The following is a 23,241-nucleotide window of genomic DNA, read 5'->3' as shown; positions in this document are numbered from 1 at the left end:
ACCTATTCATATTATTTTGTCTTATTATTTTATCAATTCTTTTAATTCATCAATTGTATAAACCTTTGGTGGTTCTATACCGTTGAATGAAGAACCATACTCAACGGTGTATGCACCAGCGTTTATAAAATAAACAATATCTTCATAATCTATATCAGCAGGTAATAAAATATCTTCGTAAATTGTATCTACACTGTCACAGGTTGGCCCTGCAAGAGTGAATACTCCAGTTTTGTCATAACTTTTTCCTTCAACTTGAATTTCGTATTGAAAGTTTTCTATTGTTTCCATTAATCCGTGGAAAACGCCAACATCAAGGTATACCCATTGTTTTGCACCTTTTCTGCTTTTTAAAATAACTTTTGAGACAAGTATACCTGCATCGCCAACCATTGAACGTCCCGGTTCTGTAATAATCATCAAATCTTTATGTTTCCATAGATACTCCTGTATTGATTCGTCCACAACCTCTCCTATTTCCTCAACTGTTGGAATTGGTTTTGTATGTTTTACAGGAATGCCTCCACCTAAATTAAGCATTTTTAATTCAATTCCATTTTTCATTAATTTATTAAATACAACACTTGCTTCAAGAATAGCTTCCTGCCATTTATATTTGTTATATGATTGAGAACCAACGTGAAAGCTTATTCCATATGGAACAAGTCCATTTCTATTTGCCCACTTTAATATTGATATTACATGATCGATATCTGTTCCAAATTTTCCAGATAAAGGCCAATCACTGTCGTTTGAACTTGTTGCTATTCGTGCATATACTTTAGCTCCTGGAGCTCTACGTGCAACCTTTTCAACTTCCATTTCGCTATCAACGGAGAAATATTCAATGCCTAATTTCCAGGCGTATTCAATGTCTTTTTCTTTTTTTATCGGATTACCAAAACTCATTCTTTTTGGACTAACTCCAATGGATAATAATTTATCTATCTCTCCCACAGAAGCTACATCAAATGATGAACCAAGATCCCTTAATGCCTTTAAGATTTCAATGTGTGAGTTTGCTTTAACGGCGTAAAAGATATCAACCTTTTTCATGGAATTTTTTAATCTAATATAATTCTTTTTTACCTGCTCAATATCAAGAACCAAAAATGGTGTTTCAAGTTTTTTAGCAGCCTCTCTTATCAATTCGTTAACTTCCATAATTTTCCCTCCCACAAAAAATAATGTACATAAATGATAAAATATAAATGTTACTATTACTAACGCTTTTGTTTAACAATATATTCGAGTTATGAAAAAGGTCCCGAACGGGACCTTTAAGTTATATATAACTTTCTATTTTATTAAATTCGGAGCTTCCTTCGATAGCCACAACTTCTCCATATAATGGACCAGCTGAAATTTTATTGATTTTAACCTTTACAAACTTTCCGGAAAGCTCAGGATTGCTTTGGAATATTACAACTTTATTATTTATCGTTCTTCCTAAGTATGCTCCCGATTTTGTTTTATTTTCCTGTATAACGGTTAAAACTTTATCGAGATATTTTTCATTTTCTTCGTGGTTAATTTGTTTTTGAATATTCATAAGATATTGAAATCTTTTATTTTTAATCCTTTTTGGAATATTGTCTTCATAGTATTTTGCTGAAATTGTACCTTCGCGTGGTGAATATTCAGCAAGGTTTAATCGTTCATAACGTGCTTTTTTTACAAGTTCTACAGTTTCTTCGAAATCTTCATCTGTTTCGCCAGGGAATCCAACTATTATATCACTTGAGATGGTAACCTTAGGAACTGTTTTTTTAATTTTTTCCAATAATTCAAGATAATATTCTCTTGTGTATTTTCTGTTCATTGCTCTTAAGATATTGTTGCTTCCAGCCTGTACAGGTAAATGGAAATTTTTTGCAGCTTTTGGATTATTTGCAACTTCTTCGATTAAATCGTCTGTAATGTCTGATGGATATGAAGTTAAAAACCATATTCTTTCTATGGAATCGTATTTTGCAGCTTCTTTTATTAATATATTTAATTTTGGTTTTCCGTCTCCAAAATCTTTTCCGTAAGAATCAACGTTTTGACCTAAAAAGGTAATTTCTCTGTATCCATTATCGTTATAGTATTTTACTTCTTTTATAATATCTTCAACGGGTCTACTTTTTTCAAGATGTCTTGTATATGGAACAATACAGTATGTACAGTATTTATTACAACCGTATATTATATTAATCCAGCCATGATGTTTGCTGTATGGATGTTTTGGTAAATCAGCTGATATTTTATCAATTTCATCGCTTAAATCAACAAAACGTTTTTTTGAACGTTTTGCTCTATCTATGAATTTTTTGATATTCATGTAATTTCTTGTTCCAAAAACGAAATTTACTTCATGGAATCTCTGAATAATATGTTCTTTTTCCTTTTCGGCAACACAACCACCTACAGCAATAATAAGGTCTTCTTTTTTCTTTTTTAACTTTCCGTAACTTCCAATGGCGCCATATAATTTATTTTCTGCTTTTTCACGTACAGCACAGCTGTTTAAGATAATAACATCGGCTTCTTGTGGATTTTCTGTCCATTCGAAGCCTTCTTTTTCCAGGATACCAGTCATGATTTCTGATTCATTTACATTCATCTGGCATCCAAATGTCTTAATATAGAATTTCACTGTTTCACCTCCGTTTGAATTTTCTATTAATAATACCTTATTATTATTACCACTAATATTATCTGATTTTAAATTTATATAAAGGTTATGAAGTTGTTTATGTGATATAATAAAAGTATAGAAAATAATATTTGTGGAGGGAGATTATGCAAATAGTTATAGTTAAGAGGAATAAATTGGTTACAGCAAAGCTTATTGGTGAATTTACCCTTTATGATATTCATGACTTTAATAATGAAATGAATGAATTTGTGAATAAGAAAGATATAAACAGGGTTATAATAGATTTTTCAAATCTTATGACTATTGATAGCACTGGAATAGGACAATTGATTTCCTATCAAAAACGTTTGGAAGAACATGGTAAGGAATTGCTATTGATAAATATGGATGATAAAATTCAAAAACTTTTTGGGTTATTAAAACTTCAGGAAGTTTTTAATATTCAAAAATAGGGGGAGATTTTATGAGGTTATTATGGGTTGTAATTGCTTTGGTAATATCGTTAATAGGTGTTTTTTTCGCTACAATTCCAATATTGCCAATAATCATAGAAGCTCTTGCTGTTATTGCTTTTTCTATGGTTTTTGAAAAAGGTAAATGGTTGTATCTTGCTTTGTTTTTTATTATGATTTTGCTAATAATTACCAATTTTATGCCACCATTTGAGTTTATGCTAATATTAAAAAAATGAGGTGATTTAAATGTATAGAACATTGCGTTTTGTTTTTGAAAAAGAATTAAGGCAAAAACCATATATAATAATAATTATTTCTGCATTGTTATTTCTACCGGGAGATCTTGGTAATTTGTTTGCTGTTATTTTCGCATCAACAATTTTAACCAGGGAATTAGAAACAAAAAATTATGCTCTCATTTCAACTTTGCCAGTATCAAAGTATGAGATATACCTTTCTTATTATATTTTTGGAGCCAGTATATTTTTATTATCTAAGGGAATATATTTTGGAATTACCAAAAATAACGATTTAAAAACACTGATGCTTTCTTTGCTTTTTTTTGCTTTTTTTTATGGTTTAAGCGTTTTATCTTCAATAAAAGGACTGGGAGGAATATATGTTCCAATTGTAATATGGGTTATAGATCTCTTCTTGAAATCAAATAGTGTTATAAGCGATTATAGTGTAGTTATGCAAAAAAATATTTTTATAAATATAATTTCAGTATTTTTGTTTTTTGCGTCTATGTTTATTTTTCATTTTACCGATTCTTCAAATTATACAAGAAGTAAGAATAAAATTTTTACACTGCTGGGTATAGGGATAATATTAATAATTGTAGCGTGGTTTTTATTTAATACCTTAAAATAATAGAGGTGAAATTATGATAGAGGTTATAAATTTAGAGAAATCATATGGACCAAAACCGGCATTAATAGATGTGAATTTAACAGTAAATTCAGGAGATATATATGTTTTAGTTGGTCCAAACGGTGCTGGAAAAACTACAACATTAAAATGTATATATGGTGATTTAAAACCTGATAATGGAAAGGTTTTAATTGATGGAAAGACATTAAATAAATTTAGAAAAAGAAATATTTCTGTTTTGTTAGAAGACAGAGTGGTGTTTAAGGGGTTATACCCCTATGATTATGCAGAATTGTGGAAAATCCTTTATCCTAAATGGAATGATAAAAGATATAAGGAATTGATGATGGAGTTTAATTTGCCTATTACAAAGCCGCTCAATGCCTATTCTTCTGGGATGAAAACATTATTTTATATAATTCTCATGCTTGCATCAAATACAAAAATAATGATATTGGACGAGCCAACACAGAATATAGACCCTGTAAAAAAAGACAAAATACTTAAATTGCTGAAAGAATTTGTTTCTAATGGCGAGAATATAGTAATAATGTCAACCCATCATATAGAAGAAGTGGAACTTATTTCAAGTAGATTTGCAATTATAAACTCCGGAAAAACTACATTTGAGGGTGATATACAGGAGGCATTAAATGCGCATAAAATAGTTAAGCAAAGCGAAATGACAGAAGAAATGGAAATAATTATGCCACTTGATGATGGTATTCTGGTAAAAACCAATGAAGATATTGGAAGAACTCCTGATTTTAGAGAAGTCGTTCTTGGATATTTAAAAAAATAAGGCCCACTTTTAAAAAGTGGGCTTTTTGTTTGAGGATTCCAGAATGGTTAATTTATTAAACAGCTTTTTTTGATAATATTTCTACAATATCTCCCACTGTTTTTATATTTTCTAATTCTGAATCATCAATTGATATCCCCAATTCTGATTCAAAGTCCATTGTTAAATCAACCAATTCCAATGAATCAAGTTCAAGATCATCTGTTAATACAGCATCTTCTGTGATTTTTTCTCTGTCAATACTTAAACTTTCTGATATAATTTCTGCTACTTTTTCAAATAATTCTTTTCTGTCCATTTTTTATACCTCCTTGAAGTTATTCAAATAATTCTTTAATAATATTTTCAACTTTTTCTATTTTTGTTATTTTTTCAACCGATGCGCCTGTGAATACAAAACCATTTTCAAGATCACCAATTGCTGCATTATATAAAGCTTTTGCTATACAATAAGGCGTTGTTTTGAAATCACAGGTTTTTATACAATGATATCTGCATTCAAAGGGTTTCTTTTCACCATTTTCAACAGCAACAATAAAATTATTTTTAATAGCTCTTCCAGGCATTCCTACAGGACTTTTTATTATTGTTATATCATCGGATTTTGCATTGATAATGGCCTTTTTGAAATTTTCATGTGCATCGCATTCTTCTGTTGCAATAAATCTTGTAGCCATTTGAACGCCATCTGCTCCAAGATCTAAAATTTTTTTTACATCGTCTTTTGAAAATAAACCTCCACCGGCAATTAATGGGATTTTTTTTCCGTATTTCTTTTCAATAGAAATCAAAAACTCTTTTAATTGTGGAACAAGATTTTCAAGCGAATTTTTTTCTGAAAAGATTTCCTCTTTGCTTTTAAAACCGAGATGTCCTCCTGCCTTTGGACCTTCAAGAACTATTGCATCGGGAATATAATTATACTTTGAAACCCATCTTTTTATAATTACCTGTGCAGCTTTTACAGAAGATACTATAGGAACCAATTTTGTTTTTGTTTTTTCTGTTAAATATGAAGGTAAAGATAATGGTAATCCTGCTCCAGAAAATATAATGTCGATTCCTTCATCTATAGCTGTTTTTACCATGTCAGAATAATTAGTTAGTGCCACCATAATATTAACCCCAACTACTCCACCATTAGCTTTTTCTTTAGCACTTCTAATAAATTTCTTTAAAGCAATTTTACTTGCTTCTTTATAATTTTTCATATTTTCAAATAATCCTATTCCTGCTGTACCTATTACACCTATTCCTCCAGCTTTAGCTACTGCTCCTGCAAGATTATCCAGTGAAATTCCTACAGCCATTCCTCCCTGTACAAGCGGATATTTTGTTGTTAATTCTCCTATTTTTAAACCTTTGAAAATATTCTCACCCCTTTTTGATGACCGGTGGTCATTTATTTTTTAAAGAAAAAAGGGATTAATCCCTTGGTTCTAATGTTTTTTTCATAAAATCAATATAAAAATCCAGTATTGATTCTGCTACAAATTCATTCCAGTTTTCATATAATTTTTTTCTTAATTCATATTGTTGGACTATACCTATTGTTTGTAGCCATAGTAATGCAGCTAATTTATCTTTATCTATATCTTTTCTAATAGAGCCATCTTCAAGGCCTTTTAAAATAAGTAGTTTTAATATGTCATATATTTTTTCGCTTTTTTCATAAGTAGATACAACTTTTGGTTCTTCAGGGTCGAGATCTGCTTTTTCAGATTCATATTTTATTACAAAGCTATAATAGTCTGGATATTCTCTATAAAATTGAATGTATGCTCTACCCATGGATAAAATTTTATTTAGTGCATTTTTTTCTTTTTGAATATATGAAATTATTAATTTTTCAAGTATTTCAAGGCCTTCATATACAAGAGAAAAGTATAAGTCCTTTTTATTTGAAAAATACAAATAAATAGTACCTTTTGCCATTTTGGAAGCTTTAGCAATTTCAGACATCGATGTATTTTCAAAACCTTTTTCAAAGAAAAGTTTCTTTGCTTCATGCATTATTATTCTTTTTTTTCTTTGTATTTCTTCTTCGCTTAAATTTCTTCTTGGCATATTTTCACCTGACCATCAGTCATTTTTCTCGAAAATTATATCATGTTTTTTTAAAAGTGTCAAGTTTAGTTAATGGAGATGAGGTTGATAAATTCAATAAATATGATATAATAACTATATAAATAATATTTGTGGAGGTTGGTATTGATGGAATTGAAAAAGTTATTAAATGAAGATTTAAAAAAATATATGAAAGAGAAAAATACAAAAGCATTAAACGCTATAAAAATTTTAAAAACAGAAATAAAAAAGGCAGAGGTTGATAAAGGAGAAGAATTAACAGATGAAGAAATTCTTGCATTAATCAGAAAACAAATAAAAATGAGGCAGGATTCTATTGAACAGTATAAAAATGCTGGTAGAGAAGATTTAGTTGATGATGAAGTATATGAAATAGAGATACTGAAAAAATATTTACCACCAGAAATGTCAGATGAAGAAATTGAAAAGGTTGTTAAAAAGGTTATAGAAGAACTTGGCGAAGGAGCAAAGTTTGGTCAGGTAATGGGAAAGGCTATGGCAGAATTAAAAGGAAAAGCTGATGGTAAAAAGGTTAATCAAATTGTTAAAAAATTATTGGGATAATATATGAAGAAATTTTTATTAATTGTATTTTTTAGTCTGGTAGTTTTAGGATTTTCACAGATTTCATTTAAAAAAGAAATAGCAATTTTAGAGAGCAATTCAGATTCCTGGATTGCTTCTCGTGTTTTTGATTTGTTGAAGGATAAGTTATCGTATACATATAGGGTTTATACAAAGTCTATTGAAAAAGATACAAATAATATGACTTTGGATAATGTGGCATTAAAAATAGGTATTTCAGATGATGCATCTCAAAATATTATAAGAATAGTTGCGAATTTTGAAGATGAAGAAATTGATTTATCTGAAAGAATAAAGGATAACGATAAATGGTTGAATAATTTTGTTGTAAGGGTTTTAGAGAAAATTTCATTTGCACGTTATAAGAAAGATAAACGATGGCATATTTTACAATTAACTTATTGGGACGGGATAGACGAATATCCTAAGATGTCAAAAGATGGAAATAAACTGATTTTTATTTCAGATAGATATATTGGAAATAGAAATATCTGGGGATATGATTTTGAAAAAGAGAAATATTTTAATGTTTCACTTGATTTTTCTTCAGAGTATTTTCCGAATATTACTGAAGATGGAACTTTTATTTTTCAAACTTCTCTTTATGGAAAATGGGATGTTGTTATGTATAATCCGGATACAGAAGAAATTAAAAGAATTTCAAATGAATCTTTTAATGCATATAGTCCATATTACGAAAATGGAAATGTGTATTTTTCAATTGAAGAATTAAATGGTAAAATCTGGACGGAAATATATAAATATTCTATAAAAAGCAATGAGTTAGAAAAAATTACAAACCTGGAAGGTACAACAAAATATATTCCAGGAATATTGAATAATAAACTTATTTTTCAAATGGAAGATCCAAAAAGCGGGCAATTTGGAATATATGAAAAGAGAAAAGAAGGTATTTATCCATTAATTGATACAGATTTAAATGAAGTTGACCCTTTTGGAAATAAAGATAATCTGGTTTTTTCAAGATTGTATAAAGGTTACTATACTATAATTTTATATAACAATAAAACCAAAAAAGAGATTCCAATAACTCTTGGAATCTCTGATGACGCATTTTATCCGTCAATTTATAATGATATAGTTTTATTTTCTCTGTATTATAAAAATGGAGAACCGGATATCTTTGCAGTTAGAATAAAATAATTATTTTATTGCTTTTTCTATTTCGATTTTTTCTTCTTCTGTAAGTATTTTTTCAACATCGATTAAGAAAATCATACTGTCTTTTGTTTTTATAATACCTGTTATATAATTTGCTTTTGTTCCTCCAACTTCTGGTGCTTCTTCAATTTGTTCCTGAGTTATTGTCATAACTTCTTTTACTTCATCGACCATTAAACCATATTTTTTATCTTCAATTTTAACTACCAGAACTTTGGCTTTCAATTTATCTTCAAATTGTGGATAATTAAATTTAACCCTTAAGTTAATTATAGGAATTACTCCATCCCTGAAATTAACAATTCCTTCAATAAAATCTGAGGATTCAGGAATTTTTGTTGTTTTTTGATATTCGATAACTGTGTCGATGTGATTAATATCAATAGCAAATTTTTCATCATCAACACTAAAACTTACAGCTTTTAATTCAACAGACATAATTCTCCCTCCTTATATCCATGTTAGTTTCTATATTCATATTATATCATAATTTTACTGTATTTCATATATACCAATATAATTTTTATATCGTTTTATTTTTGTTGCATTTATATAACTTTTTCATAAATTAGTTCGGTAATCGAATTGTTTGAAAAAATATATTTTCTCTTAAAAAATAGTTATCATTAGGTTAACTTAGAAAGGCGGTTTTTTTTGTATAATGCGTAATGTAGAATAAAAAATTCAGGAAGGGTGTGATGTAATTGAATTTAAAGTATAAATTACTTTTGATTTTTCTTCTGGGAATATTGGTTCCTTTATTTATTCTGGGATACTTTTCCATAAAAAATTCTCAGGATATGATGACACAACAGATAGAAACAAATTTTGTTAATATTTTGGAATCGAGAAATTTTGAAATTTCCATGCTTATTGATAAATATAAAAATGCAATTAAGAGCATCGAAAATTTCCAGTATCTTCCAATTATGATTAAAAGTATGAATTCATATTTTAAAGGGTTTGAAGATATAAAAAATTTAAAAGATGTTTATGCAACATCCAATCCATATAAAATTGAAGAAAGATATAAATTGACTTCTGTTGATGAAGATAATCTTGAAAAATATGGCGATGATGAATTTTCAATTTCTGATTATAATCTTTTGCATAGAAAATATCATCCAAATTTAGTTCAATTTGCTTTTTCACAGTATATCACAGATATTTATTTAATAAACAAAGAAGGAGATATAATTTATTCCTTAAAAAAAGGTGAAGAATTTACAGAGAATCTCGAAAAGAATAACGAACTTTCAAATACTGCTCTTGGAAAGTTATATAAAGAATTAAAAAAGCAAAATGATGAAAAGACTTATATAGATTTTTCCAATATAGAAATTTATAAGTATAAACAAAATAAGCCTATTTTATTTATTGGTAAGCCATTTATTTATAGATATGCAAGGTATGGTTATATTGTTATAGCTGTGAATTTTGAAAAAGTTGTAAAGGATATTTTTGCACAATTAAATAATTCTCAGGACTTAAATATCTATATTGTAAATGCAAACAATATGCTTATAACTTCAATTGATGGATTGAAAACAGGAAGTATTATAGATAATAAATTGCTTCCAGGCCAGGAAAAGAAATTGGTTACATATAAGAATTTTGAGAATAAATCTGTGGTTGGTGTAAAAGGTGAGATTAAACTTAAAAATGAAAAATTGTATTTAATTATTGAAGAAAGCGAATCTGAGGCATTTCATATTGTAAATAAATTAAAGAGTATCTTAATTTCAATTATTTTAGTTACTATAGTATTTGCGGTTATTATTTCAATTGTTGTTTCAAATTCATTGACTAAACCAATAAAGAAAATAGAAACTAATGTTAAAAAGGTTACTACGGGCGATTTAAGAGATGAGTTGCATATTAAGCGTAAGGATGAAATAGGTCTTATAGCTAACTTATTTAATCAGTTAAAAGCTACAATAAAAAATATACTTGAATCATTTAATAAATATGCAAAAACATTAAGAGGCGTAGAGGATAATCTTGATGCTTCAGCAGGTGAGTTAAGCAAGATTTCAGAAGAAACATTTACATCGTTTAATAGAATTAAAGAAAATCTCGAAGTTGTTGCATCATCTGCAGAAGAAACAACTGCAAATATTGAAGAGATTACATCTGGAGCAGATATGGTTTCAAATGCTGCTCAGGATTTAAATAATAAAACACTTGAAATATCAAATAATGCGTTAAACAGTAAAAAAGATATACAGGTTATGATAAATGATATTGTAAGTATTGAAAAATTAATTGAAAAAAGTAATTCTATGATTATAAAGCTATTTGACAAGAGTAAAGAAATTGAAGATATTGTTGGTAAGATTACAGAGATATCAAAGCAAACTAATTTATTAGCATTAAATGCTGCAATAGAAGCTGCAAGAGCAGGAGAAGCCGGAAAAGGTTTTGCTGTTGTTGCTGATGAAATAAGAAAATTGGCAGATGAATCAAACCTTTCGGCAAATAGTATAACAGAAAATTTAAAAGAGTTAGTTGATGATGCAAGTGAAGCACTTGAAGAAAGTTCAAATATAACTAAAACAGTAAATACCATAGTTGAATCTGTAAAGAATATAGGTATGCAAATGGAAAATATTTTGACAGAGATTAATTCTATTTCTGAAATGGTTGAACACACTGCAAATATTTCAAATCAACAGAAAGTTTCTACTTCTGAAATAACAAAAGCAATAGAGGCAATTTCAGTTTCAATACAGAATATAACTGAAGAGGTTGAAGAAGTTTCTGGAATGATGGAAAAACAGAAGGTTAAAATAAAAGATTTTGATGCTTTAATTGATAATCTCGAAGATATGATAGATGAAATGAATTCTTTTGTTCAAAGATTTAAATACTAAAAAGTGCGCATTTATGCGCACTTTTTTATAATACCTAACATAATATATAAAGTTTTAAGTAAAATTTATGTTAATATTGAACTTTTTTTGGTATAATTAGTCTAAGGGTATAGGAAGAAATTAAAGGGAGGGATCCCATATGAGAATTGGTAATAATTATTTAAATCAAACAAATCAATTATCGACACTATCTAATTTGTTATTAAAAAAGTCACAACAATTAGCAAGTGGTAATAGATTGATTAATGCTGGAGTGGATCCAGCAGGTATGGCTATTGCTCAGAAAATGGATAATCAGATTAGATCAGGTTATCAAGCAGCAAGAAATATTTATGATGGTATTGGTGCAATGAATGTTGCAGATCAGGGAATTGGTTCGATTCAGGAAACTGTTGGAAGAATGAGAGAATTGGCTGTGAGAGCAGGAAATGGGACGTTAACTGCTGAAGAAAAGGATGCTATTCAGCAGGAATTTGAGCAGTTAAAAATGCAAATTAGAGATACCGTAAGAAATACACAATTTAATAATAAACAACTGCTAAATGGTGAGTTTAATGTTAATATTACTCTTGATCAGAATGGAAGTAATAATTTAAATGCACAGATTGCAGATTTAAGGCCTGAAGCACTTAATTTAAATGATTTGAAATTGGATACAACAGATGATATCAATACTACAATTAAAACGTTGGATCAGGCTCTGGAACAGTTGAATGGAACCAGAACTCAGGTTGGAACATATACAAGAAGATTAGAAGCAGCTGCAAATAATGTTTTAAGAAATGTAGAAGATACAACAGCTGCTAATAGCAGAATAGCTGATACGGAAATGGCAAGAAGTATGGCAGAATACATGAAAACTCAAAATTTACAACAGATGAGTACAATGTTGTTAGGTCAAACAGGTCAGATGAATGCAGCATCAGTATTAAACATATTGCAATCTCCTTAAATATAATGTAAAGCAAAAAGGGCAGATTTTCTGCCCTTTTTTGTTATTTATAATAAAGTTGTAGGAGGATTTACGTATATATAGCATTTCTTACCATATTCTTTTATTATTTCCATTAATTTTTCTTGATCATTAATATTATCTTTAATAATAACCTGATATCTATATAATCCTCTCAATTTAGGAATTAACGGTTCTGTTGGTTCAAGAATTTCAATTGAGTTGTCAAATAAGTCATTTATTTCTTCATAAAAATCAAAGGCCTCTTTATAAGCTTTATTTTTATCTTCATTTGAAAAGAGAAAGATAATTAATTGAGAAAAAGGTGGATAATTGAATTTTTTTCTATTGCTTAGTTCTAAATCTATGATTTTATCATAATCATGATTTTTGACAGCATCAAAAAAATCTTCTCCAGATTTAAAGGTTTGAATTATAACCTTTCCTTTTTCTCTTCTTCCAGAACGACCGGCAACCTGAATTAATAATGATGCGGTATGTTCAAATGATGTATATTCTGGAAAGCTCAAGTATCTGTCGCTGTCTAAAACTATTACCAATTTTATGTCACTAATATCCAATCCTTTTGTTATCATTTTTGTTCCAACTATAATCATAGGTTCTTCTTTTTTTATTTCGTTAAAAGCGTTTTCTAAGTCTTCGTGAGTTTTTATAATTTCTCTATCAATTCTAACTACTTTTCTTGAAGGGAAAAATCTCAATATTTCATTTACCACGCGTTCTGTTCCATATCCTCGTGATTGAAGAGTTGGAGAACCACATTTTGGACATACTGGTGGTACATTTATTTCATATCCACAATAATGACATTTAAGCTTTTTGGTATGTTTATGATAGGTTAGTGAAATATCACAATGTTTACATTTAATTATTTCACCACAATTTGTGCAGATCAAATAGTTTGCATATCCCTTGGTGGGAGAAAAGATAAGCACTTTTTTGTTATTGCTTAGCGTTTTACTAATTTCTTTTATAACCTTTTTTGTAAAAATCCAGCTAACCTTTTCTTCTTTTTTTATGTCAATAATTTCTATGTCCGGCATTTGCGTAAATACACGTTCTTGAAGTTTGTGTAGATTTATCTTACCTTCAAAAGCGTTTTTCATTTCACGTATTGTTGGAGTTGCTGAAGATAATATAACCTTTATATCTTCTATTTTTGATCTTAAATATATTACTTCTATGGCGTCATAGGATAATTGATCAAATTGATAAAATGATTGATCATGTTCTTCATCGGCAATAACAAGTCCCAGATTTTTCAGGGGAATCCATACAGCACTTCTTGCTCCAACAAGTATATCAATTTCACCATTTACAGCTTCATACCATGTTTTGATTTTTTCTGCAGGAGAAATACCAGAATGATAAACTCCTATTTTTTTATCAGGGAATCTATTATTTATTCTTGAGATTAATTGTGGGGTTAAAGAAATTTCTGGTAATAATATCATGACTTTTTTTTCGTTTTTAAAGTATGATTCCATAGCTTCAAAGAATATTTCTGTTTTACCACTTCCGGTAACTCCATATAATAACTCTATATTTTTATTTGAATATAGTATTTTTTCAAGTATTTCCTTTTGTTTTTCAGTAAGTGAAACCTTAAAGGGTGTTTCCTTTTTATAATCTGTATAAGAAATAATTCCTTTTTTTATTAATGTTTTTAATGCGGTAGACCCAGGTTTTATTATATTATTTTGATATAATTCTTTTTCTATTACACAACCGTTGTTTTCCTGAAGAAAATTTATTATATTCATTCCAGCCTGAGAAACTTTTTGTTCAAGTAATTGATTTAAGTCTAATTTTAAGGATATATACCTATCTTTTTTTTCGATTTTTCTTTTATAGTACAATTCAAGAGAAACTATATGATTTTCAAGCAATTGTTTTAATTTTTTGTTTGCTTCCTTTTTTGTTTTGAATTTTTTATAAAATTCGTTTATAAAAATAGGTTTTTCAATAGGAGCTAAAGGCGATTTTGGTATTATTTTAATGCGAGTTCTATCAGAAGAAATTGGCGGAAAAACAATTTTTGCAATCTCGCTTATTGGCATTAAAAATTTTATAGAAGCTTCTTTTATTAATTCAATATGTTTTTGCGAGATTAAAGGTTTTTCATCGAGTAATAATTCTATTTCTTTTACATTATAAGGTTTTTCAGAGGTTTCTGAAAGTATAACGCCTATTTTTTGCTGATTTCTAAAATCAACTAACACCCGTTGGCCGGGTGTTAGTTGATTTGTTGATTTATATGTATATGTGTTATATGTATATGTTCCAAATACGGCTATTTCATAATAGTGATACATATTTTCACTGCCTTATTAAGATTTTTATTTCCAATCCATTTACTTTATTGATTTTGGTAATTTTTTCTTTTGTAAAGTAATCTATATATTCATTATTAAGTTCTAGATTTATTTTTGCAGGTGTTTTTCTCGAATTGGTAATAACGATTACCTCGTTATTATTATAAACTCGTTTATAAATTAAAGTGCCTAATTTTTTCTTTAATATAATATAATCACCGTATCGCAAAGCAGGATTTTCTTTTCTTAATTTTATTAATGATTTATAGTAGTTTAAAATATCTTTGTTCCATTTGCTTTTATCCCATGGGAAAGGCTTTCTACACCAGGGGTCTCCACCACCATCAAGTCCAATTTCATCTCCATAATATATTAAAGGTGCTCCAATAAATGTCATTTGTAAGGCTACAGCTATTTTAAAGCGTTGCACATCGCCGTTTAATTCATGCAAAATTCTTGGTGTATCATGACTATCAAGAAGATTCCATAATATATGCCATACCTGAGGTGGATATTTTTTTAAATAGTCATTGGTATTTTTTATAAAATTTGATGCGCTTCCACCTTTTGCATATAATATAGCAGCATCTCTAAACAGATAATTCATTACTGTATCAAATGCGGGTTTTTCAAAATAATGTGTGGAATCTTTCCAGTATTCACCGCTTATAAGTGCATTATCATTAATTCCTTTTACTAAAGGCCTAAAAAAATCTTCCCAGAATGAGTCTTTAATTTGTTCTACAGCATCAAGTCTCCAACCGTCAATATCAAATTCCATCCATTTGCCAATTATTCTTGAAAAATAAGCTTTTACTTCTGGATTGTCTATGTTTAATTTTGGTAAATCTGGATATCCCCACCAGCATTCATAACTTTCAGGTGATTTTATTACAGGAAATTTCTTTATATAATACCAATTGAGATATTTTGAATTATCCTGTTTTTTGAAAATATCTTCCATGGCAAAGAATTCATCACCCGAATGATTGAAAACACCGTCAAGAATAATTTTAATATCTTTTTCGTGAAGTTTGTTTACAAGTTTTGCAAATAAATTATCATCGCCAAAATGCGGATCAATTTTTAAATAATCTTTTGTATCATATTTATGACTTGAAACTGACTCAAAAATAGGATTGAAATATATTCCTTCGATACCAAGTTCTGTAAGATAATCAATAGAATCTATAACTCCCTGTAAATCCCCGCCGTAAAAACCATGTGAACCAAGTGATTCCTGAGTATATGGTCCATTCCAATTATTTGTATATGCCGGGTCGTTTTCTTTATTGCCGTTTCTAAACCTTTCAGGAAATATTTGATAGAATATTCTTCCTTTTGCCCATTCTGGCACGTCAAAATATTTAATAGCAGGATTTTCAAAATCAAAGAAAAAATTATTTTCGGGAATTTGGATGGTTGTTTCTCCGTCTTTTATGAGAAAATGGTATTTTAATATATCTGAAGGGGTTTTTATGTGAAATCTATATAATAATGTATCTGAAAAATCTATTATTTCTTTATTTAAAATCTCTCCGTTGCCAACGAATATTACATCTTCAACATCATTTTTTTTAACTTCAACAGCTAAATATATTTCGCCTTTTTTTACAGGATTAATATATTTTCTTTTTAATTCATGTTTTGCCAGATTTATTATTCCATCACCAACTGCCACTATTTTTTCACCCTCTCTTTTTATAATCAATAATGAATAAATTTTTCCATTAAAATATTTTGTATTGATATTCTTATAATCCAGAGTTTCTTTTCCATCTATTATATAAAGATATTTATAAATGCCTTCTGATAAATTAAATGTAGTTTTCCATAAGCCTGTTTGGGTTTTATTTAAAGGAACAGGTGAAAAATTCGTAAAATCACCTGTTATATACACATTTGATGCATCTTGAGTATAATAAAAAGAAATTTTTATAGGAAAGACTATTAATGAAAGTAATAAAACTAAAATTATAAGAATATATTTTTTCACGTATTATCTCCTTTCAAATATAGTGCTCCAAATTTCATATCATTTTCAAAAGTAGAATATTCCTTATTTTTATAGTATAAAGAATAAACGTTAGTAGCCTTAAAATCGTATTTTATCATCTCAAAATATAATTTTTTGTCTATATTCCACATTCTTTTATTATTTGATATATCTCTTTCGATTTTTTTTATTATAGAAATATAATTTGAAGGTGTTGTAATAATAGGGTATTTTACCTTTTTTTTCATAATTGAAAGTAATTTTCTTCCTTTTTCAGTAAATCCAAGAACTCTTAGATATTGTGGTCCTTTTTTATTTGCTTCTGTAATTAATTTCTCTTCTATTCCAAAATAAATATTTAATATGCTTCTTTTGATTCTTGTATAGGTGAATCTTTTTGCTTTTACATCTTCAAATAATCCTTTAATAGTATAATTATGTTTTGCTGCTTCGATGATTCTTTGCTCTAACCCTTCTTTTATACCATGGTATTTTTTTAATTTGTCCCTATCAAGTGTTCTAAGATGCGAAATAAAAGAGATTTCCATATCTTCAAGAAAAATAGGTGCCCTTCCATTTTTCTCTTCTTCCAATATTTTTTGAAAAGTAATATCTGGAACTGCATCTTTTATAAGATCATATTTTTTTTCATTCCATAATTTTCTTATAGCTGTAGCACTTGAAAACTTTCCTTTGAATTTATCTTCATTGTAATCTGCACCCTGTCTTTTTATTGTATGGGGAATGATTTTTGAATTATATTCTTTTAAAGCTCTTAAATATTCAACACCTAAAATATCATTGGATTTTTCTATTATAAGTATTTTTTCTTCTGATAATAAACTGTTTTTTATACAATAATCAATAAGTGCGTATTTTCTTGCATTTGGAAATGAATATCCTTCTTTTAATTTTATTTTTAAAAGTTTTTGATACTCTTCAGGTTGATTATGTAGTATATCAGCTATAACATTTAAAGTTTCTACATCAGAGGATTCACTTCCAAAAACAATATCTGTTACAACCTCTGTTCTATTAAGAGTTCCAATGGAGCCAAGAGCAAATCCGCCAGCATCCTGAATTGAATATAAAAATGGAAGTTCAAATACAATATCTATTCCCATTTTTAAGGCTATTTCTGCTCTTGAAAATTTATTCAAAATAGCAGGTTCCCCCCGTTGCACAAAATTTCCACTCATTACAGCAACGGTAAAATCGGGATTTATTAATTTTTTTGCCTGTTCCAGATGATAAAAATGCCCATTATGGAATGGGTTATATTCTACAATTATGCCAAGTACTTTCATTTATTTATTAACACTCCGTTTTTGGTTCTTCGTGATCCTTTAAAATTTTTGGATTATTATTATCATCAACAACAACGATTTTTGGTTTTGAATTCTCTCCTTTTTCATATAAACCATAAGCCATTATAATTACTTTATCCCCTAACTCAACCATTCTTGCAGCTGCCCCATTTAAACCAATGATTCTTGAACCTCTTTCTCCTTTAATAACATATGTTTCAAATCGAGCGCCGTTGTTTATATCAACTATTTGAACCAATTCGTTTTCTTCAATATCTGCTAATTCCATTAATTCTTCATCGATTGTTACACTGCCTTCGTAATGAATATTTTTTTCTGTAACTGTAGCTCTGTGAATCTTACCCTTTAAAAGAATTCTAAACATTCACAAGACCTCCTATCAATAATTTCTATTATATATTCTACCACTATTTCTTGTATTTAAAATTAAAATTACTATTGCAGAATAATTAATTGTGGTATAATATAAATAATAATCCAGAAAAAGGGGGAGATTTTATGCCAAGAACAGTTTTAATTGACGGTAGTGTATCATATTCGTCTAATGCTCAGATTGTTCATAGTAAAATTTTGAAAGAACTGCTTATTGAATATCTCGAAGATCTTGAAGAAAGAAACGAAAGTTTATTGACCTTTTTTATGTCTTTTTTGAAAAATGAAGATGCTGTAGATATTGAAGAAAGATATGATTTAGACCAAATTATAAAAATGCTATTTGCTCTTTCCGCTGAAAAAATTGATGAAATTGATTCATCGCCATTTTATAGCTTCCCAAAACTAAGCGATAAAAAGGATCAGATTATAAAATTTGTAGAAAGTATTTATAATCTCTGGAGAAATAAACACAGGTTTATGATTCAAAAAACTGCCTATGTATCAAATGGAATTCAAAAAATATATAAAGAAATGATACTTGTGAAGAATAATACAGATTTCAAAAGCCTTGTTACTAACTTTTATAGACAGATTTTGATAAACGTATCTGATGAAAGGTTAAAAGTTTTAAGACAATTGCCAAGTGGTGCTCAGGTAGCCTTTTCTGTTGATTATCCGCAATTTAAATCTGAAGTATTAAACGGTTCTAAATCATTATATAAAACACCATTTGTCTGGGGAGTTGTCTTTGAACCGCCTGTGATTTTTTATACTAAGTCAAATAAGCGTAAAGGATTATTTAAAGTCTTTGATAAACCAATTTTGAAAAATATAGAATTTGATAATCCTGAGGATTGGTTTGCATTTCCAATTCATGTGGGTAAGAAATATATTCTTGTATATGTATATAAAGAATTTCTTGCTATGGCTGCAGGATTAACAAATCTTTTTGAATTAGCTGGATATGGAATAGTTCAAAGAAGAAAACCCGATGGAATTTATTTTTATGGACTTGAAGATAAATATTTTGAAAAAGATGAATATAGAAATGGCATTATTTTTAAAGAAGAAGATGGAACATATGTTGGAATGGTTGGCCGAGATGATTATATAGATTATTTTGGATATATGAAAAAGATGATACTTACAATTCATAATTTAATAGTAATAGATTCAGGAAATCTTCCTATTCACGGAGCACTTGCAGAAATTGTATTGAGAAACGGTAAAAAAGCAAATGTAATGTTAATGGGAGATAGCGGTGCTGGAAAATCTGAAACGCTTGATGCGTTAAATAGATTATCTAAATATGTTTCAGAGGTTAATATATTAATTGATGATATGGGATCACTGGAAATAGATGATAACGGAAATGTGGTCGCATATGGAACTGAAACAGGGGCTTTTGTAAGATTGGATGATTTACAGCCCGGATATGCATATTCTGCAATTGATAGAAGTATATTTATGAATCCAAATGAAACAAATGCAAGAGTTATAGTGCCATATTCAAATTATAAGGAAATTATTATGCCAACAAAGATAGACTATTTCTTATATGCAAATAATTATACTAAAGTTGAAAATGATGAATACATTTCATTCTTTGAGGATTGCGATTCAGCGTATGAGGTACTTTCAAAAGGTGCAAGAATGGCAAAAGGAACAACAGCAGAAGTAGGATTAACCTATAGTTATTTTGCCAATCCATTTGGAGCAATACAAAGAAAAGAAGTACATGAAAAAATAGCCCAAAAATTCATAGAACAAATGATAAAAACAGGAGTTAAGGTTGGGGAAATAAAAACACAGTTAGGTGTTTCAGGTTTTGAGGATGATGGGCCAGTATATGCAGCAAAGGCTCTTTTGAAACTTATTGAAGAACAATAATGATTTTATCTTGCTATAATAAATAGGAGGGCAATAAAATGGATTTAACTGAAATACCAATAAATGAAGAAAAAGTATTTACAGGAAGATTACTCGATGTTAGAAAATATACAGTAAAGCTTCCAAACGGTAAAGAATCAACAAGAGAAATAGTTGTACATCCAGGGGCAGTGGCAATGCTTCCTGTGGAAGATGATTATGTATATCTTGTGGAACAATATAGATTTCCAATAAGCCAAACATTGCTTGAAGTGCCAGCTGGAAAGTTTGATGAACCTGGGGAAGAACCTCTTGAATGCGGAAAAAGAGAACTCGAAGAAGAAATAGGAAAAACAGCAGAAAAATGGATATATCTTGGATATATTCATACAACTCCGGGTTTTTCAAATGAAGTGATACACTTATATCTTGTAAAAGATTTAAAAACGACACAAACAAATCCTGATGAAGATGAATTCCTTGAAATAAAAAAGATAAAGATAAAAGAGTTTGAAAAAATGATACTTGAAAATAAAATTACCGATGCAAAAACTATAGCCTGTTATAGTCGAGCTAAACTTTTAGGAGAAATATAATATAATAATAAAATAACCAGTGCTTAATTGCACTGGTTATTTTATTACGACAAATTCAAATTCGGCGCGTGCAAGGATTTCAAATTTTCCATATTTATCTTTCCAGACTTCTCCATAAACCTTTATTTTTTTATCTTTTAAATCATAAATATTTAAACTATCAAAAAAAGCATTGTATTCATTTCTTCTTATAGTTACATAAAAACTACTATCCTGGGATTCTATTTTTAAGAAACTTCCTGAACTACTTACATTTTTTACATTAAATATTACCCATCTAATTTTTCCAATATCCTCTTTTGATAATTGTGTGTCTAAAACCTCTCTATCTTTTGAATCGTAAAAAGAAAAAATACCTTTTCTATTTTCGAATGCACTTTTGTAAGCTTCGATGAAATCTTCTTTATGTTTTGAGGTGTCGTCATAAAAAAGAGGTCTTGCATAGCCATTTTCCATTATTTCCTTATTTAAAAAATGCAAATTCCCTTCTTTATCTTTATAATACACATAAGCTAATAATCTTCCATAATATCCAGATTTATCAGAATCAAATTCAAGAAAAACACGTGATTTATTAAGGTTTTCAGTATTGATTTTATTTCTTGTAAACCAATAAGCCTTTTCACCTAATTCGCCAAGCGGTTTATCGCCACTGTGTGTTTCTGGTGTGTCAATACCTATGAATCTAACAGATACTTCATCACCTTCATAAAATACTCTTATAGTATCTCCATCAATAATTCTTGAGACGTAATAACTTTTTTCAAAAGAAATATTTACTAAATTCGAAGAATTGCTGAAAGAAACTATAAATAACAGTAATGAGAATAATATAAATATTCTTTTTTTAAAATTCAAGATAAATCACTCCCTTTTTATAAAGATATGTGGTAATATTTAGTGTACCATAAAAAGTAAAAAAGCTCAATATTAAAAAAATTAAATGTCAAAATAAATTTGGAGGTGATTCATGTGAAACAAAAAAAATGGATATATATTTTGTTTGTTATTATGTATACAACAATATTTGGAATGTTTGATGGTACTAAATTTTCTGTTTTTTCAAAATATACAATAAATTTTAATAGCACAGATAATTTTATTTCAATATTTCCAATAACATACTTAGATATAGGAATTACAAATAATATTTCTTTAAATTTTAATGATTATCCAACCATAGATTCTACAGCTATTTTTATAAAACTTAGAGATGATGAAGTGGTGAATTTTAAAGTTCCACAACATTATTATTTAAATTATCATAGCAATAATATATCATTACTATTTGGAAGATTTCAATTTAAAGATTATCCTTACGATATGAGAAGATATTATTCTTTTAGAATTGGAGGGTTTAGAGACGATTTAGGAGATAGTAAATATGATTTAGATCCTATGAAAATGGCAATTGGGGGATATATAAAACCGATAGGCGATTTGAAATTTGGAGGAGCATATAGTTTAGAAGATAAATCAATTTATGCATATTTGGGGTTAGATGAAAGATATAAAAAATATATGTTCTATCTTTCTCAGGATAATAAGCACGACAAACTTTCAGTATCATTAGCTGGATACAACTCAATTAGATGGAATAGAAAATTAATAACACAATTATTTTATAGTGCTGGATATGCTGTAAATTCAAGTGTTGAAAAATTTTCAGAAATTGTAAGCAACTTTGATAAAATAATTGAAATTTTACCAATACCAAAAGTTGTTGTAGGTGGTAAGGTAAATTATTATCCATATTATTTAAAGGGAATAGTATATTACAATATGGATGAAAATGGTGATAATCAATATTATTTAGATGTTGATGCAGCAACTAATAATCCTATAGGAAAAACATGGTTATATGAAGTAAGATTTGGATATTATTTACCAAAACCATGGAAAATGGAAGTCTTTGCGCAGGGAAATTCATTAGATGAAGGAATACTTACAGATTACATAGTAAATTATGGTGTTCAAATTGAAGGGAAAAACATTTTGATAGAGTTTTATAAAAAAGATATAGATAAAATATCTGAAAATAATCAAAAGATATTTATAAAATTTATTTTGGAAAAAGACTTTAAATTGTTGGATAAAGCGATATTCGAATATTTTTAGATAAAATAAAGGAATAAATAAAAAAAGAAAAAATATAATCAAATGGTTAATTGATTAAAGAGGCAATAAAAAAGTATTTTAGGAAATAAGATAAGTTATTATAAACTAAAAAATGGTATTGATTCACTGATGCTTAACGAAATTAACGAAACTGTAAGTTGACAAAAGAGGA

At 28.4% G+C, this 23,241-nt stretch carries 22 protein-coding genes; 11 read left to right on the top strand and 11 right to left on the bottom strand.

The genetic code is table 11. From position 1 onward, the window contains the following. Positions 1–24: 24 nt before the first annotated feature. A complete protein-coding gene (locus XO11_RS03805; protein ID WP_014296261.1) occupies positions 25–1,164 on the bottom strand; it encodes a type III PLP-dependent enzyme in 1,140 nt (379 codons plus the stop codon). 121 nt (positions 1,165–1,285) lie between these two features. After that, positions 1,286–2,638: a tRNA (N6-isopentenyl adenosine(37)-C2)-methylthiotransferase MiaB gene (gene miaB, locus XO11_RS03800; RefSeq protein ID WP_175418180.1), complete on the bottom strand. Its 1,353-nt coding sequence runs from the start codon at positions 2,636–2,638 to the stop codon at positions 1,286–1,288. 146 nt (positions 2,639–2,784) lie between these two features. On the opposite strand from miaB, the gene XO11_RS03795 reads away from it, so the two are divergent. Genes XO11_RS03795 through XO11_RS03780 form a run of 4 tightly spaced genes read left to right on the top strand, consistent with a single transcriptional unit; the run spans position 2,785 to position 4,771 of the window. After that, the gene (locus XO11_RS03795) at positions 2,785–3,093 is read left to right on the top strand and encodes an STAS domain-containing protein (RefSeq protein ID WP_014296259.1); all 309 of its coding nucleotides are present in this window, start codon (positions 2,785–2,787) and stop codon (positions 3,091–3,093) included. An 11-nt stretch (positions 3,094–3,104) separates the two neighbouring features. Next, on the top strand, positions 3,105–3,332 hold the full coding sequence (locus XO11_RS03790) for a hypothetical protein (protein ID WP_014296258.1): 228 nt from the start codon (positions 3,105–3,107) through the stop codon (positions 3,330–3,332). A gap of 10 nt (positions 3,333–3,342) precedes the next feature. Next, positions 3,343–3,969 (top strand): hypothetical protein, encoded by a 627-nt coding sequence (locus XO11_RS03785; protein ID WP_014296257.1) that lies wholly within the window; start codon positions 3,343–3,345, stop codon positions 3,967–3,969. 13 nt (positions 3,970–3,982) lie between these two features. Further along, positions 3,983–4,771, top strand: a complete 789-nt coding sequence (locus XO11_RS03780) for an ATP-binding cassette domain-containing protein (RefSeq protein WP_014296256.1) — start codon at positions 3,983–3,985, stop codon at positions 4,769–4,771. Between the two features lie 55 nt (positions 4,772–4,826). Here the strand turns inward: XO11_RS03780 and XO11_RS03775 are convergent, their stop codons facing one another. From XO11_RS03775 to XO11_RS03765, 3 genes are read right to left on the bottom strand one after another with little or no spacing between them, the layout of a single operon-like run. After that, positions 4,827–5,069 (bottom strand): acyl carrier protein, encoded by a 243-nt coding sequence (locus XO11_RS03775; RefSeq protein WP_014296255.1) that lies wholly within the window; start codon positions 5,067–5,069, stop codon positions 4,827–4,829. A gap of 19 nt (positions 5,070–5,088) precedes the next feature. Then, the gene (locus XO11_RS03770; RefSeq protein WP_175418201.1) at positions 5,089–6,177 is read right to left on the bottom strand and encodes a nitronate monooxygenase family protein; all 1,089 of its coding nucleotides are present in this window, start codon (positions 6,175–6,177) and stop codon (positions 5,089–5,091) included. Between the two features lie 19 nt (positions 6,178–6,196). Further along, on the bottom strand, positions 6,197–6,838 hold the full coding sequence (locus tag XO11_RS03765; RefSeq protein ID WP_014296253.1) for a TetR/AcrR family transcriptional regulator: 642 nt from the start codon (positions 6,836–6,838) through the stop codon (positions 6,197–6,199). Positions 6,839–6,985: 147 nt separating this feature from the next. Between XO11_RS03765 and XO11_RS03760 the strand changes: the two genes are divergently transcribed. Both XO11_RS03760 and XO11_RS03755 read left to right on the top strand, forming a co-directional pair. Then, positions 6,986–7,423 (top strand): GatB/YqeY domain-containing protein, encoded by a 438-nt coding sequence (locus XO11_RS03760; protein ID WP_014296252.1) that lies wholly within the window; start codon positions 6,986–6,988, stop codon positions 7,421–7,423. Between the two features lie 3 nt (positions 7,424–7,426). Then, the gene (locus XO11_RS03755) at positions 7,427–8,608 is read left to right on the top strand and encodes a PD40 domain-containing protein (RefSeq protein ID WP_014296251.1); all 1,182 of its coding nucleotides are present in this window, start codon (positions 7,427–7,429) and stop codon (positions 8,606–8,608) included. Here the strand turns inward: XO11_RS03755 and XO11_RS03750 are convergent, their stop codons facing one another. After that, complete coding sequence (locus XO11_RS03750) at positions 8,609–9,064, bottom strand: chemotaxis protein CheW (RefSeq protein ID WP_014296250.1); 456 nt, start codon at positions 9,062–9,064, stop codon at positions 8,609–8,611. It abuts the gene before it with no gap. Positions 9,065–9,330: 266 nt separating this feature from the next. Here XO11_RS03750 and XO11_RS03745 point away from each other — a divergent pair, with 266 nt between their 5' ends. Then, positions 9,331–11,499, top strand: coding sequence for a methyl-accepting chemotaxis protein (locus XO11_RS03745; protein ID WP_041638481.1), 2,169 nt, complete (start codon positions 9,331–9,333; stop codon positions 11,497–11,499). 139 nt (positions 11,500–11,638) lie between these two features. Next, positions 11,639–12,451 carry a flagellin gene (locus tag XO11_RS03740; RefSeq protein WP_014296248.1) on the top strand — a complete coding sequence of 271 codons (813 nt, stop codon included), beginning with the start codon at positions 11,639–11,641 and terminating at the stop codon, positions 12,449–12,451. A gap of 47 nt (positions 12,452–12,498) precedes the next feature. Here the strand turns inward: XO11_RS03740 and priA are convergent, their stop codons facing one another. Genes priA through panD form a run of 4 tightly spaced genes read right to left on the bottom strand, consistent with a single transcriptional unit; the run spans position 12,499 to position 18,475 of the window. Then, positions 12,499–14,787, bottom strand: a complete 2,289-nt coding sequence (priA, locus tag XO11_RS03735; protein WP_175418179.1) for a primosomal protein N' — start codon at positions 14,785–14,787, stop codon at positions 12,499–12,501. 4 nt (positions 14,788–14,791) lie between these two features. Beyond that, complete coding sequence (locus tag XO11_RS03730) at positions 14,792–16,783, bottom strand: alpha-amylase family glycosyl hydrolase (protein ID WP_175418178.1); 1,992 nt, start codon at positions 16,781–16,783, stop codon at positions 14,792–14,794. Continuing rightward, complete coding sequence (locus tag XO11_RS03725; RefSeq protein WP_175418177.1) at positions 16,780–18,090, bottom strand: nucleotidyltransferase; 1,311 nt, start codon at positions 18,088–18,090, stop codon at positions 16,780–16,782. Before XO11_RS03725 ends, XO11_RS03730 begins: the two co-directional genes overlap by 4 nt. 7 nt (positions 18,091–18,097) lie before the next feature. Further along, complete coding sequence (gene panD / locus XO11_RS03720) at positions 18,098–18,475, bottom strand: aspartate 1-decarboxylase (RefSeq protein WP_014296244.1); 378 nt, start codon at positions 18,473–18,475, stop codon at positions 18,098–18,100. 134 nt (positions 18,476–18,609) lie between these two features. On the opposite strand from panD, the gene XO11_RS03715 reads away from it, so the two are divergent. Beyond that, positions 18,610–20,376: an ATPase gene (locus XO11_RS03715; RefSeq protein WP_014296243.1), complete on the top strand. Its 1,767-nt coding sequence runs from the start codon at positions 18,610–18,612 to the stop codon at positions 20,374–20,376. 38 nt (positions 20,377–20,414) lie between these two features. Further along, entirely contained in the window at positions 20,415–20,951 is a 537-nt protein-coding gene (locus tag XO11_RS03710; RefSeq protein ID WP_014296242.1) for an NUDIX domain-containing protein, read from the top strand. Positions 20,952–20,987: 36 nt separating this feature from the next. Here XO11_RS03710 and XO11_RS03705 read toward each other — a convergent pair whose 3' ends face one another. Beyond that, the gene (locus tag XO11_RS03705) at positions 20,988–21,809 is read right to left on the bottom strand and encodes a thermonuclease family protein (RefSeq protein ID WP_175418176.1); all 822 of its coding nucleotides are present in this window, start codon (positions 21,807–21,809) and stop codon (positions 20,988–20,990) included. A gap of 114 nt (positions 21,810–21,923) precedes the next feature. On the opposite strand from XO11_RS03705, the gene XO11_RS03700 reads away from it, so the two are divergent. Then, positions 21,924–23,069, top strand: coding sequence for a hypothetical protein (locus XO11_RS03700; protein WP_075780397.1), 1,146 nt, complete (start codon positions 21,924–21,926; stop codon positions 23,067–23,069). Positions 23,070–23,241: the final 172 nt, after the last annotated feature.

Source organism: Marinitoga sp. 1138, from assembly GCF_013363265.1.
GTDB lineage: Bacteria > Thermotogota > Thermotogae > Petrotogales > Petrotogaceae > Marinitoga > Marinitoga piezophila.
Note: the sequence above shows the minus strand (reverse complement) of the source record. Positions and strands in the feature narration are given on the sequence as shown.

Bases quoted from the DNA above. Each gene is read 5' to 3' on its own strand.
- XO11_RS03795 (WP_014296259.1), top strand. From the start codon at position 2,785: ATGCAAATAGTTATAGTTAAGAGGAATAAATTGGTTACAGCAAAGCTT.
- XO11_RS03775 (WP_014296255.1), bottom strand. From the start codon at position 5,069: ATGGACAGAAAAGAATTATTTGAAAAAGTAGCAGAAATTATATCAGAA.
- XO11_RS03785 (WP_014296257.1), top strand. From the start codon at position 3,343: ATGTATAGAACATTGCGTTTTGTTTTTGAAAAAGAATTAAGGCAAAAA.
- XO11_RS03710 (WP_014296242.1), top strand. From the start codon at position 20,415: ATGGATTTAACTGAAATACCAATAAATGAAGAAAAAGTATTTACAGGA.
- priA (WP_175418179.1), bottom strand. From the start codon at position 14,787: ATGTATCACTATTATGAAATAGCCGTATTTGGAACATATACATATAAC.
- XO11_RS03740 (WP_014296248.1), top strand. From the start codon at position 11,639: ATGAGAATTGGTAATAATTATTTAAATCAAACAAATCAATTATCGACA.
- XO11_RS03780 (WP_014296256.1), top strand. From the start codon at position 3,983: ATGATAGAGGTTATAAATTTAGAGAAATCATATGGACCAAAACCGGCA.
- XO11_RS03760 (WP_014296252.1), top strand. From the start codon at position 6,986: ATGGAATTGAAAAAGTTATTAAATGAAGATTTAAAAAAATATATGAAA.
- XO11_RS03790 (WP_014296258.1), top strand. From the start codon at position 3,105: ATGAGGTTATTATGGGTTGTAATTGCTTTGGTAATATCGTTAATAGGT.
- XO11_RS03765 (WP_014296253.1), bottom strand. From the start codon at position 6,838: ATGCCAAGAAGAAATTTAAGCGAAGAAGAAATACAAAGAAAAAAAAGA.
- XO11_RS03755 (WP_014296251.1), top strand. From the start codon at position 7,427: ATGAAGAAATTTTTATTAATTGTATTTTTTAGTCTGGTAGTTTTAGGA.
- XO11_RS03715 (WP_014296243.1), top strand. From the start codon at position 18,610: ATGCCAAGAACAGTTTTAATTGACGGTAGTGTATCATATTCGTCTAAT.
- XO11_RS03750 (WP_014296250.1), bottom strand. From the start codon at position 9,064: ATGTCTGTTGAATTAAAAGCTGTAAGTTTTAGTGTTGATGATGAAAAA.
- panD (WP_014296244.1), bottom strand. From the start codon at position 18,475: ATGTTTAGAATTCTTTTAAAGGGTAAGATTCACAGAGCTACAGTTACA.
- XO11_RS03725 (WP_175418177.1), bottom strand. From the start codon at position 18,090: ATGAAAGTACTTGGCATAATTGTAGAATATAACCCATTCCATAATGGG.
- XO11_RS03805 (WP_014296261.1), bottom strand. From the start codon at position 1,164: ATGGAAGTTAACGAATTGATAAGAGAGGCTGCTAAAAAACTTGAAACA.